12 protein-coding genes are annotated in these 12,530 nt (G+C 60.2%); 9 read left to right on the forward strand and 3 right to left on the reverse strand.

Annotated features, from left to right (window positions below; all coding sequences use genetic code 11):
• Nucleotides 1-12: 12 nt before the first annotated feature.
• Nucleotides 13-669: a histidinol-phosphatase gene (locus tag BLL42_RS15690; protein WP_071552917.1), complete on the reverse strand. Its 657-nt coding sequence runs from the start codon at nt 667-669 to the stop codon at nt 13-15.
• A gap of 143 nt (nt 670-812) precedes the next feature.
• Here BLL42_RS15690 and BLL42_RS15695 point away from each other — a divergent pair, with 143 nt between their 5' ends.
• Both BLL42_RS15695 and ptsP read left to right on the forward strand, forming a co-directional pair.
• Nucleotides 813-1,292, forward strand: coding sequence for an RNA pyrophosphohydrolase (locus BLL42_RS15695; RefSeq protein ID WP_008064982.1), 480 nt, complete (start codon nt 813-815; stop codon nt 1,290-1,292).
• 22 nt (nt 1,293-1,314) lie between these two features.
• Nucleotides 1,315-3,594: a phosphoenolpyruvate--protein phosphotransferase gene (gene ptsP, locus BLL42_RS15700; RefSeq protein WP_071552918.1), complete on the forward strand. Its 2,280-nt coding sequence runs from the start codon at nt 1,315-1,317 to the stop codon at nt 3,592-3,594.
• Between the two features lie 73 nt (nt 3,595-3,667).
• Here ptsP and BLL42_RS15705 read toward each other — a convergent pair whose 3' ends face one another.
• A complete protein-coding gene (locus tag BLL42_RS15705) occupies nt 3,668-4,414 on the reverse strand; it encodes an NRDE family protein (protein ID WP_071552919.1) in 747 nt (248 codons plus the stop codon).
• A gap of 124 nt (nt 4,415-4,538) precedes the next feature.
• On the opposite strand from BLL42_RS15705, the gene BLL42_RS15710 reads away from it, so the two are divergent.
• From BLL42_RS15710 to BLL42_RS15735, 6 genes are all read left to right on the forward strand, one after another.
• Entirely contained in the window at nt 4,539-5,321 is a 783-nt protein-coding gene (locus BLL42_RS15710) for a sulfite exporter TauE/SafE family protein (RefSeq protein ID WP_071552920.1), read from the forward strand.
• Between the two features lie 98 nt (nt 5,322-5,419).
• On the forward strand, nt 5,420-6,235 hold the full coding sequence (lgt, locus tag BLL42_RS15715) for a prolipoprotein diacylglyceryl transferase (protein WP_071552921.1): 816 nt from the start codon (nt 5,420-5,422) through the stop codon (nt 6,233-6,235).
• Nucleotides 6,236-6,298: 63 nt separating this feature from the next.
• Entirely contained in the window at nt 6,299-7,270 is a 972-nt protein-coding gene (locus tag BLL42_RS15720) for a thymidylate synthase (protein WP_071552922.1), read from the forward strand.
• A gap of 231 nt (nt 7,271-7,501) precedes the next feature.
• Nucleotides 7,502-7,705, forward strand: a complete 204-nt coding sequence (locus tag BLL42_RS15725) for a co-regulatory protein PtrA N-terminal domain-containing protein (protein ID WP_019694124.1) — start codon at nt 7,502-7,504, stop codon at nt 7,703-7,705.
• Nucleotides 7,706-7,893: 188 nt separating this feature from the next.
• Complete coding sequence (locus BLL42_RS15730; RefSeq protein ID WP_071552923.1) at nt 7,894-8,481, forward strand: undecaprenyl-diphosphatase; 588 nt, start codon at nt 7,894-7,896, stop codon at nt 8,479-8,481.
• Between the two features lie 59 nt (nt 8,482-8,540).
• Nucleotides 8,541-9,722: an MFS transporter gene (locus tag BLL42_RS15735; RefSeq protein WP_071552924.1), complete on the forward strand. Its 1,182-nt coding sequence runs from the start codon at nt 8,541-8,543 to the stop codon at nt 9,720-9,722.
• Here the strand turns inward: BLL42_RS15735 and cadR are convergent.
• Nucleotides 9,719-10,168: a Cd(II)/Pb(II)-responsive transcriptional regulator gene (cadR, locus tag BLL42_RS15740; RefSeq protein WP_071552925.1), complete on the reverse strand. Its 450-nt coding sequence runs from the start codon at nt 10,166-10,168 to the stop codon at nt 9,719-9,721. The genes BLL42_RS15735 and cadR overlap by 4 nt on opposite strands.
• Before the next feature lie 85 nt (nt 10,169-10,253).
• On the opposite strand from cadR, the gene BLL42_RS15745 reads away from it, so the two are divergent.
• Nucleotides 10,254-12,524 carry a heavy metal translocating P-type ATPase gene (locus tag BLL42_RS15745; protein WP_071552926.1) on the forward strand — a complete coding sequence of 757 codons (2,271 nt, stop codon included), beginning with the start codon at nt 10,254-10,256 and terminating at the stop codon, nt 12,522-12,524.
• Nucleotides 12,525-12,530 lie beyond the last annotated feature (6 nt).

Consider the following 12,530-nt stretch of genomic DNA (forward strand, 5'->3'; position numbering starts at 1 on the left):
ATCTTTTGATGTTCAGTCGCGCAACGACATCACCGGCCAGCCACGCTTTTCAGCTTCAGCGCGCAGATTCGGGTCCGGGTCCACGGCCACCGGGTTTGTCACTTCCTCCAGCAGCGCCAGATCGTTCATCGAATCGCTATAGAAATAGCTGTCTTCGAGTGACAAGCCGGTCTCTTCCAGCCAGCGATTCAAGCGCGTCACCTTGCCTTCACGAAAGCACGGTACGTCGGTGCTGCGTCCGGTGTAGCGGCCGTCGATCATTTCGCATTCGGTGGCAATCAGCGTTTCGACACCCAGACGCTGGGCAATGGGACCTGTGACGAAGCGGTTGGTGGCGGTGATGATCACCAGTTTGTCGCCAGCCGCCCGGTGTTTGGCCAGCAACTCGAGGCCCTTGGGCAGCACGATCGGTTCGATGCAGTCGCGCATGTAGTCGCGGTGCCACTCGTCCAGCACGGCCGTCTCGGTACGCCCGAGTACTTCCAGGCAAAAGTTCAGGTACGCGGCGTTGTCCAGCTTGCCGGCCAGGTAGTCCTGATAGAACTCATCGTTGCGCGTTTTGTAGGCGACGGCGTCGAGAAATCCCCGTTCACAGAGGTAGTCGCCCCACGCGTGATCGCTGTCGCCGCCCAAAAGTGTGTTGTCCAAGTCGAATAAAGCCAGACGCATTGCAGTTACTCGCTGAAAAGTCTGTAAAAAGGTGTCCAGAATACGGTCTTTTCACAAGAGTGCACATAACGTAGGAAGCTTCGTTGCCGCCTTCACGACCTTTGTGGAACAATGCGACGACATGCGTTTGCGAGGTTGTTGCCGTGATCGACCCCGATGGTTTCCGCCCCAATGTCGGGATCATTCTCACGAATGATGCTGGCCAGGTGCTATGGGCTCGCCGTATCAATCAAGATGCCTGGCAGTTTCCTCAAGGTGGTATCAATCCTCAGGAGACGCCGGAAGACGCCTTGTACCGCGAGTTGAACGAAGAAGTGGGTCTGGAGCGCGAAGATGTTGAAATTCTCGCCTGCACCCGGGGCTGGTTGCGCTATCGTTTGCCGCAACGCTTGGTCAGAACGCATAGCCAACCGCTGTGCATCGGCCAGAAACAGAAATGGTTTCTCCTGCGCCTGGTCTCCAACGAGCAGCGGGTGCGGATGGATTTGACCGGTAAACCGGAATTCGATGGCTGGCGCTGGGTCAGTTATTGGTATCCGTTGGGCCAGGTGGTGACATTCAAGCGCGAGGTTTATCGCCGCGCTCTCAAAGAGCTTGCCCCGCGCCTTTTAGCGCGCGACTGACGACGGAGTTCGACCCCGAGCCATGCTCAATACGCTGCGCAAGATCGTCCAGGAAGTTAACTCCGCCAAGGATCTCAAGGCGGCGTTGGGGATTATTGTGTTGCGCGTCAAAGAGGCCATGGGCAGCCAGGTCTGCTCGGTCTACCTGCTCGACCCCGAAACCAACCGCTTCGTGCTGATGGCCACCGAGGGCTTGAACAAGCGCTCGATCGGCAAAGTCAGCATGGCACCCAACGAAGGTCTGGTTGGCCTGGTCGGCACGCGTGAAGAACCCCTTAACCTCGAAAACGCCGCGGATCACCCGCGCTATCGCTACTTCGCCGAAACCGGTGAAGAGCGGTATGCCTCGTTCCTCGGTGCTCCGATCATTCACCACCGCCGCGTCGTCGGCGTGCTGGTCATCCAGCAAAAAGAACGTCGTCAGTTCGACGAAGGTGAAGAAGCCTTCCTGGTGACCATGAGCGCCCAGCTCGCGGGCGTTATCGCCCATGCCGAGGCCACCGGTTCGATCCGGGGTCTGGGGCGTCAGGGCAAAGGCATTCAGGAAGCAAAGTTTGTCGGCGTGCCCGGTTCGCCCGGTGCGGCGGTCGGTACTGCGGTGGTCATGCTGCCGCCGGCCGATCTGGATGTGGTGCCTGACAAAACCATCGTTGACATCGACGCTGAGCTTGGGCTGTTCAAGACCGCCATCGAAGGCGTGCGCGCCGACATGCGTGCGCTGTCCGCCAAGTTGGCTACGCAATTGCGGCCGGAAGAGCGGGCGCTGTTCGACGTTTACCTGATGATGCTCGACGACGCTTCGCTGGGTAGCGAAGTGACCGCCGTGATCAAGACCGGCCAATGGGCCCAGGGCGCATTGCGTCAGGTGGTCACCGATCACGTCAACCGTTTCGAATTGATGGACGACGCCTACCTGCGCGAGCGCGCCTCGGACGTCAAAGACCTTGGTCGCCGCCTGCTCGCCTATTTACAGGAAGAGCGTCAGCAGACGCTGGTCTACCCCGACAACACCATTCTGATCAGCGAAGAACTGACGCCGGCAATGCTCGGCGAGGTGCCGGAAGGCAAGCTGGTGGGTCTGGTGTCGGTACTCGGTTCCGGTAACTCCCACGTCGCCATCCTGGCACGAGCCATGGGCATTCCGACGGTGATGGGCCTGGTCGACCTGCCGTATTCCAAGGTCGACGGCATTCAGATGATCGTCGACGGCTACCACGGCGAGGTCTACACCAACCCGAGTGACGTACTGCGCAAGCAGTTCGCCGAGGTGGTCGAAGAAGAGAAGCAGCTGGCGCTGGGGCTGGACGCACTGCGCGATCTGCCATGCGTGACGATCGATGGTCACCGTATGCCGCTGTGGGTCAACACCGGCCTGCTGGCGGATGTGGCGCGGGCGCAGAAGCGCGGTGCCGAAGGCGTGGGTCTGTACCGCACCGAAGTGCCGTTCATGATCAACCAGCGCTTTCCGAGCGAAAAGGAGCAGCTGGCGATTTATCGCGAGCAACTGGCGGCCTTCCATCCGCAACCGGTGACCATGCGCAGCCTGGACATCGGTGGCGACAAGTCACTGTCGTACTTCCCGATCAAGGAAGACAACCCGTTCCTCGGCTGGCGCGGGATTCGCGTGACCCTCGATCACCCGGAAATCTTCCTGGTACAGACCCGCGCCATGCTCAAGGCCAGCGAAGGCCTGAACAACCTGCGGATTCTGTTGCCGATGATCTCCGGCACTCATGAAGTGGAAGAAGCACAGCATCTTATTCACCGCGCCTGGGGTGAAGTTCGCGATGAAGGCTGCGACGTGCCGATGCCGCCGGTTGGCGTGATGATCGAGGTTCCGGCGGCGGTGTACCAGACCAAGGAGCTGGCGCGGCAGGTGGACTTCCTGTCGGTTGGCTCCAACGACCTGACCCAATATCTGCTGGCCGTCGACCGTAACAACCCGCGGGTGGCCGACCTTTACGATTACCTGCACCCGGCGGTGCTGCAAGCCCTGCAAAACGTGGTGCGCGATGCCCATGCCGAAGGCAAGCCCGTGAGTATCTGCGGCGAGATGGCCGGTGATCCGGCGGCGGCGGTGCTGTTGATGGCGATGGGTTTCGACAGCTTGTCGATGAACGCCACCAACTTGCCGAAAGTGAAGTGGATGCTGCGCCAGGTCAACCTGAGCTGGGCCAAGGATCTGCTCGCCGAGCTGATGACCATCGACAACCCGCAGGTGATCCACAGCTCGCTGCAACTGGCGCTGAAGAACCTTGGGTTGGCACGGATGATTAACCCGGCGGCGATCAAGCCCCTCTGATCAAAGATCGCAGCCTTCGGCAGCTCCTACAGGATTTGCGTCCGCACGTAGGAGCTGCCGCAGGCAGCGATCTTTAAACATTCACCTCAACCTCCCCTAAATGTCCGCCATACGGCCCGAAACTCCTTTCGACCATATGCCGTGTCCCGTCCGCCTGTACTATCAACGCGGTACTCGCTCGCGTGCCATACATGGGGCTGGCAATAAACACGCTCGACAACAAACTCTCGGTCGCCAGCCCAACCCCGGTATCCGGCAAATCGGCGAACGCCGCCGTTTGCGAGTCGCCTAACAGGGCCAGCAAGGCCTGTGGCTGCGGGTCGGCCAGTACTTCACTCAACGCCGCCTTGGCCTTGAGCACCTTCGGCCACGGCGTATCAAGTCCGGCATTCGATAACCCATAGATCCCGGATTGCAGTGCTACTGGCCCAGGCTCGCGCGCGTTGTAATGCCACAGCTCATGAGGGTTGCCGATCAGCAGATTAAACCCGGCATATTCCGGTAATCTGTCGACAACGTCGGCCAAATACTCTGAAATCGGCCATTCACCCGTGAGAAACCGCGCCACCAGCTCGCCTCGTGATTTACGCGCCGGCGGCTGGTGCGGGTTGCGGATGTTGGTCAATGCAGCGAAGCGCCCATCGGCGCCAATGCCCAGCCAAGTGCCACCCGCCTCCAGGTCGCGCCCGGCGTACACCTGCGGCGCTTCGGGCCATTGCGCCAGCGGCAGGCTGGGGCGCGCATAGAACTCGTCGCGGTTAGCCGCAACGATCAGCGGCGTTGCGTGACCCGGCCGCCAAGCGAAGACAATCAAGCACATGGGATGATCCCTCGTTGCTTTTTTTGCCCACTCTACGCACAGAACCGGCGGGTATCCATCGCCATCCAGTGGAGCTTGAGGCCATGCATCCGTTACCATGCGGCACTTATTTTGGGATGCAGTCATGGAATTTCTGCTCTATCTGCTGCTGGGCGCCTGCGCAGGCGTGCTGGCCGGGTTGTTTGGGGTGGGTGGCGGGATCATCATCGTTCCGGTGCTGGTGTTCAGTTTCACCTTGCAGGGGTTTGATGCGTCGGTGCTGACTCATCTGGCAGTCGGCACGTCGTTGGCGACAATCATCTTCACGTCGGTCAATGCAGTGCGCGAACATCAGCGCAAAGGCGCGGTGCGCTGGCCGATCTTTGTCTGGATGGCTCTCGGGATTCTGATCGGCGCGGGTTTTGGCGCGCTGACGGCTGAAGCCATTTCGGGACCGAACTTGCAGAAGATCATCGGCGTGTTCGCGTTGATCATTGCCGTGCAGCTGGCGCTGGAGGTCAAACCCAAGGCCAGCCGAACGGTTCCCGGCAAACTCGGTCTGACCCTGGCCGGCAGTGTAATCGGTTGGGCCTCGGCGATTTTCGGGATTGGCGGCGGTTCGTTGACCGTGCCGTTCCTGACCTGGCGCAGTGTGCCGATGCCGCAAGCGGTGGCTACCTCATCGGCCTGCGGCCTGCCGATCGCCTTGGCAAGTGCATTAAGTTTCATGATTCTGGGCTGGCACGATCCACGCCTGCCAGCCCATAGTCTCGGGTTTATTTATTTACCGGCGCTGTTGGGCATTGCCCTGACCAGCATGGTCTTTGCCCGCATCGGTGCGCGACTGGCCCACAGGCTGTCACCGCGTTTGCTGAAAAGACTGTTTGCCGCGTTGCTGTTTTGCGTGGGTTTGAGCTTTTTGCTTTGAGCTCTTTTTGCCTGGAACGGCGACGCAATCCTGGCTTAATCCCGGCGTGGCACGGTCGCGCCAGGAATATTACGTTTCAACTCTAACGAGGAGTCGCAATGCTGCCTTACCCGCAGATTGACCCGGTGGCCCTGGCCATCGGCCCGCTGAAAATCCACTGGTACGGTCTGATGTACCTGATTGGTATTGGCGGCGCCTGGATGCTGGCGTCGCGTCGGTTGAACCGCTTCGACCCGACCTGGACCAAAGAGAAACTCTCCGACATGATCTTCTGGATGTCGATGGGCGTGATTGTCGGCGGCAGGCTCGGGTATGTGCTGTTTTACGATCTGAGCGCTTACCTGGCCAACCCGACGCTGATTTTTGAAGTGTGGAAAGGTGGCATGTCGTTCCACGGCGGGTTTATCGGCGTGATGCTGGCGGCTCTGTGGTTTGGTAAAAAGAATGGCAAGTCGTTCTTCCAGCTGATGGACTTCGTCGCGCCAATGGTGCCGATCGGCCTGGGTGCCGGGCGTATCGGTAACTTCATCAACGCCGAGTTGTGGGGCAAGCCGACTGACCTGCCGTGGGCAATGATCTTTCCGCCGTTCAGCGACCCGGCGCAGCTGCCGCGTCACCCGTCGCAGCTGTATCAATTCGCCCTGGAAGGCGTGGCACTGTTCGTCATTCTTTGGCTGTTCTCGCGCAAGCCGCGGCCGACCATGGCGGTCTCCGGGATGTTTGCGCTGTTCTACGGGATCTTCCGGTTTGTCGTCGAGCTGGTGCGAGTGCCAGATGCGCAACTCGGCTACCTGGCGTTCGGCTGGGTGACCATGGGGCAGATTCTGTGCATCCCGATGATCATCGGCGGGCTGTTCCTGATCTGGTTGGCGTACAACCGCGCCCCGGCAGCTCCCGCTACTCCGGCGTCTTAAGGCGCCGCGCTCTACATTCGGATCGCAGGGCTCAGGCCCTGCGTTCAAGGACACAGGTAATTCATGAAGCAATATCTCGATCTGGTCGCCCACGTCATCAAGAACGGCACCAAGCAAGCCAACCGTACCGGCGTGAACACCATCAGCTTTCCTGGCGCGATGCTGCGTTATGACCTGAAAGAAGGTTTCCCGGCGATCACCACCCGCAAGATGGCCTTCAAATCGGCGATCGGCGAGATGTGCGGCTTCCTGCGCGGCGTGAACAATGCGGCTGAGTTCCGTGCGTTGGGCTGCAAGGTCTGGGACCAGAATGCCAATGAAAACGCTCAGTGGTTGGCCAACCCGTTCCGTCAGGGCGAAGACGACCTGGGCGAGATCTACGGCGTGCAATGGCGTAAATGGCCGGCGTACAAGCAGATCCCGGTCAGCAATCAGGCCGCTATCGAGCAGACGCTGAGCCAGGGTTATCGGCAGATCGCTGAAGGTGAAGAAGACGGCCAGGCCTATGTGGTGCTGTACAAGGCGATCGACCAGATTCGCCAGTGTGTCGACACCATCATCAAGGACCCGGGCAGCCGCCGTATCCTGTTCCACGGCTGGAACTGCGCCCAGCTTGATGAAATGGCGTTGCCACCATGCCATCTGCTGTATCAGTTCCACCCGAATGTCGAGACCAAGGAGATTTCCCTGACGCTTTACATTCGCTCCAACGACCTGGGTCTGGGCACGCCGTTCAACCTCACCGAAGGCGCCGCGCTGCTGAGCCTGATCGGTCGTCTGACCGGTTACACGCCGCGCTGGTTCACCTATTTCATCGGTGACGCCCACGTCTACGAAAACCACCTGGACATGCTCAACGAACAGCTCAAACGCGAGCCGTTCCCGATGCCAAAACTGATGATTTCCGAGCGCGTGCCGGAATTTGCGAAGACGGGTGTGTATCAGCCGGAGTGGCTGGAACAGATCGAACCTGGCGACTTCTCGCTGGAAGGTTACGAACACCACGCCCCCATGACCGCGCCAATGGCAGTCTAAATCCCCCGCTGCCCTCGTAGGAGCTGCCGCAGGCTGCGATCTTTTAAACGGCATCCGCCAAATCAAAAGATCGCAGCCTGCGGCAGCTCCTACGCGAGTGGGGCGAATCTGAAAACCTACCTGTCAGAAAATTCATCTCCCGGGGAAAGGGCCGATAAATAGCGCCCTATAGGATGAGCTCCAGTCAGCCAATAAACGGTCTGGCAGAGCCCAACTACTGGAGAGTTCCCGATGAAATCCCTGAAAGCATTTTTGGTCGTTTCCCTGATGTGCGCTTCTGTGGCTGCGATGGCTGAAGGCGGCGGCGACAAGGTTCAGGCCCGAATGGACGCCGCACGCGATGTGGCGATGGTTCACTATCAGCAGTCTGAACATGCGCAGGCTGTAGCGAGCAGTCAGAAAGCGCAGTCCGACACTGTCGAACGCTCGAATTGACGACGAGTTTTACCCGGTCGCTGACTTGCCGTATGGCAGCAGGACGTGTGGCACAACAGGCGTCAAACGCCTGAAGCCCGGATGGCGGAGTGCTCCGACTGTCCGGGCGATTGCAACTACTATGATAAGTACCGCTCACCGCGTTATCGCGGCGCGGGGTTTTCTGATGATCTGAATGGCGTCTATTTGTGGAAGAACTCAATCGCAGCCTGTTTATGGCGATCAACGCCAGCGCGGATGCCTCGGCGCCCATGCGGTCTTTGGCAATGTTTCTGGCGCAGTGGCTGATCTTCTGCGTACCGCTTTTGCTGATCGGATTGTGGTTGCGCGGGACACGCCAGCAGCGGGCGGTGGCGGTCACTGCGACGCTGAGTATTGTCGTCGCACTGGGCTGCAATCTGCTGATCAGCAGCTTTTGGTTCCACCCGCGTCCCTTCATGCTGGGGCTGGGGCAAAACTTCCTGGCGCATGCCGCTGAGTCATCCTTCCCCAGCGACCACGCTACAGTGATGTTCACGCTAGCCTTTGCATTGATGCTGGCAGCGCTGCGCAAGTTGGGCCTGCTGGTCCTGCTGCTGGGTGCGTTGGTTGGCTGGGCGCGTGTCTACCTGGGCGTGCACTTTCCATTCGATATTGCCGGGTCGTTGCTGGTTTCGCTGGCAAGCGCCTGGCTGGTGCGGGAAGTGTTGGGCTTCAGGCAACTTGGCGAGCATCTGCTCGACGTTCTTGAACGCGTGTACCAGCGAGTCTTTCCAAAACCCAGCCGTAGGGTCTAGGGCTCTGGTATCTGTTTCATAGCCGCCGATAAGGCCTTGGAGCACGACAGGGTGAACAGGTGAATCAGGCCAGACCGCACCCTCTGCGTATTCCGCGGACGATTTGGGCCTTGGGCTTTGTCAGCCTGTTCATGGATGTTTCGTCCGAGCTGGTGCACAGCCTTCTGCCGGTATTTCTGGTCACGACCCTGGGCGCGAGCGCGCTGACGGTCGGGGTGATCGAAGGCATCGCCGAGGCGACGGCGATGCTGGTCAAAGTCTTCTCGGGTGCGATCAGCGACTTTATCGGTCGGCGCAAAGGCTTGTTGTTATTAGGGTACGGTATGGCTGCGCTGTCCAAGCCGTTATTCCCGCTGGCTCACTCGGTGGAAGTGGTGTTCACCGCGCGCTTTCTCGATCGTATCGGCAAAGGCATTCGTGGCGCGCCGCGCGATGCTCTGGTGGCGGACATCTCGCCCGTGGAAATTCGCGGTGCGTGTTTCGGCTTGCGCCAATCGATGGACACCGTTGGCGCCCTTGTCGGCCCTGCGCTGGCCATCGCGCTGATGCTTTGGTTCGCCGATATCCAGGCAGTGCTCTGGTTCGCCGTCATCCCGGCGATCATCGCGGTGGCGCTGATTTTCACCGGCGTAAAAGAGCCCGGGCACGCTGCCGGCAAACACACCTTCCGATCACCCATTCATTGGCGAGTCCTTCACGACTTCTCGTCCGGGTATTGGTGGGTGGTTGTCGTCGGAGGGGTGTTTACGCTGGCGCGTTTCAGCGAAGCGTTTCTGGTGTTGCGGGCGCAGCAGACCGGTTTGTCAGCCACCTGGGTGCCGCTGGTGATGGTGGTCATGTCGGGGTTCTACGCGGTGTCCGCCTACCCGGCCGGCTGGTTGTCCGATCGCATCAGCCGCACGAAATTGCTTGGCCTCGGTATGGGGCTGTTGGTGCTGGCGGATCTGGTGCTCGCTCAAAGCCATTCGACCCTGACGATGATGCTGGGCGTAGCCCTGTGGGGGCTGCACATGGGTTTCAGCCAAGGCATCCTTGCCACACTGATCGCCGACACCGCCCCCAACGAGCTGAAGGGCACGGCGTTCGGCATATTCAATCTGATCAGCGGCGTCTTCCTGTTGCTCGCCAGCGTTCTTGCAGGCTGGCTGTGGCAAACCGTAGGCGCGCACAGTACGTTCATCACAGGCGCGGTGCTGGCCGCTTTAGCCATGCTTCTGCTGCTGCTACGCCGGACGGCTTAATGCCCGTGGCTTCGGCCGACATGGGAATGCTCGGTTTCGCTCGCCACCACGCCGCCGCTGACTTCCAATTGCTGCAAAATTCCGCACTGTTCGATATCCGGCCGTTCGCTGCAGCTTTGGCGCAGTTCCAATAGCTGTGTCTGCAACGCCAGCAAGCCGTCGATCCGCGCCTTGACGTGGTGGATGTGCTCGTCGATCAGCGCGTTGACGTTTTCGCATTGATCCTGTGGGCTGTCACGCAGGCTGAGCAGGCTGCGGATTTCTTCAAGGGTCATGTCGAGGGTGCGGCAGTTGCGGATGAAGGTCAGGCGCTCGGTGTGGGCCTGGGTGTACAAGCGGTAATTGCCCTCACTGCGGGCCGGTTCCGGCAACAAGCCTTCGCGCTCGTAATAACGGATGGTTTCGACCTGGCAGTCGGTCAGTTTCGCCAATTCACCGATCTTCATTTCAATCCTCTCCGATTGGCTGCTTGACCCTATAGTGGCTACAGGGTGTTCACTTGGCAACAGGCACCTTTTTGGACGCGACCTTATGAGCGATTCCCAGCACACCCTCAAACCCCACGCTGATCACGATCACAGCCACGGGCCAAAGCTTCAGCCGGTTCAGAAACACGATCACGCCAGTCACGGCGGTTCTTGCTGCTCCAGCACGGCGGCGCCTTCATTGATCAAACTCAGTGAAACACCGACCGATGGCGCACGCCTGAGCCGTTTTCGCATCGACGCCATGGACTGCCCGACCGAGCAGACGCTGATTCAGAACAAGCTCGGCAAGCTGGCGGGTGTGCAGCAACTGGAATTCAACCTGATCAATCGCGTGCTGGGCGTGACCCACGACCTACCGAGCACTGCGCCGATCATCGACGCCATCAAGTCCATCGGCATGCTGGCCGAGCCGATCGGGGAGGGCACCGAGGCGGATGACAGTCGTCCGGCTCCGGTGAAAAAGCCCTGGTGGCCGTTGGCGGTGTCGGGCGTCGGGGCTTTGGCTGCCGAGGTGATTCACTTCACCAGCGCCGCGCCGACCTGGGTGGTGGCCATCGTTGCGCTGATTTCGATCCTCAGCGGTGGTTTGGGCACCTACAAAAAGGGCTGGATCGCCCTGAAGAACCTCAACCTGAACATCAACGCGCTGATGAGCATCGCGGTGACCGGTGCGGTGTTGATCGGCCAATGGCCGGAAGCGGCGATGGTGATGTTCCTGTTCACCGTGGCCGAGCTGATCGAAGCCAAATCCCTGGACCGCGCGCGCAATGCAATCAGCGGGCTGATGCAGATGACCCCGGAAAAGGTCACCGTGCAGCAGGGAGACGGTAGCTGGATCGAACGTGAAGCGAAAAGTATCGATCTCGGTGCGCGAGTGCGGGTTCGTCCCGGCGAGCGTATTGGTCTGGATGGCGAAGTGCTGTCCGGCAGCTCGACCATCGACCAGGCACCAATCACCGGTGAAAGCCTGCCGGTCGAGAAAGCCGTCGGCGACAAAGTCTTCGCCGGGACCATCAACCAGGCCGGTTCGCTGGAATTCAAAGTGACCGCCGCCGCCAACAACTCGACCCTGGCGCGGATCATTCATGCCGTGGAAGCTGCCCAAGGCGCGCGGGCGCCGACCCAGCGGTTCGTCGATCGCTTCTCGACAATCTACACGCCGGTGGTGTTCATCTTTGCCTTGGCCGTGGCGCTCATTCCGCCGCTGTTCATGGGCGCGGCGTGGTTCGACTGGATCTACCGCGCACTGGTGCTGCTGGTGGTCGCGTGCCCTTGCGCACTGGTGATTTCCACCCCGGTGACCATCGTCAGCGGTCTCGCGGCGGCGGCGCGCAAAGGCATCCTGATCAAGGGCGGCGTGTACCTGGAGGGCGGTCACAAGCTCGATTACCTGGCGTTGGACAAGACCGGCACGATCACCCACGGCAAACCGGTGCAGACCGATTACCTGTCCCTGGCCCCCACGGTCGAACACACCGCGCAGGTTCTGGCCGCCAGCCTCGCCGGGCGTTCGGATCACCCGGTATCGCTGGCCATCGCCAACGCGGCTGTGGATAAACAGCTGACGCTGCTCGCTGTGGATAACTTCGAAGCGCTGACCGGCCGTGGCGTGCGCGGTGAGATCAATGGTCAGGTTTACCACTTGGGCAATCACCGCTTGGTGGAAGAACTGGGCCTGTGCTCGCCAGCGCTGGAAGAGAAACTGTTTGCCCTCGAAGAACAGGGCAAGACCGTGGTGCTGTTGCTCGATACCTCTGGCCCGATGGCGCTGTTCGCCGTGGCCGATACGGTCAAGGCATCCAGCCGCGAAGCTATCCGGCAGCTGCATGAACTGGGTATCAAGACCTTGATGCTGACCGGCGACAACCCGCACACCGCTCGGGCGATTGCCGCCCAGGTGGGTATCGATCAGGCCCGGGGCGACCTGCTGCCGACCGACAAACTCAAGGCCATCGAAACCTTGTACGCTCAAGGGCATCGGGTCGGGATGGTCGGCGACGGCATCAACGATGCCCCGGCGCTGGCTCGTGCACAGATCGGTTTTGCCATGGCCGCTGCTGGCACCGACACAGCGATTGAAACCGCCGATGTCGCCCTGATGGACGATGATCTGCGAAAAATACCGGCGTTTATTCGGTTGTCGCGGCAGACATCGAATATCCTCACGCAAAATATCGCCTTGGCGTTGGTCATCAAAGCGGTCTTTCTTGGGGTAACCTTCGTGGGTCTCGCCACCATGTGGATGGCGGTGTTCGCCGACATGGGCGTGGCCCTGCTGGTGGTGTTCAACGGTCTGCGCCTGTTGCGCAAATAATCGATG

It is taken from the genome of Pseudomonas frederiksbergensis, assembly GCF_001874645.1.
Classification (GTDB): domain Bacteria; phylum Pseudomonadota; class Gammaproteobacteria; order Pseudomonadales; family Pseudomonadaceae; genus Aquipseudomonas; species Aquipseudomonas frederiksbergensis_B.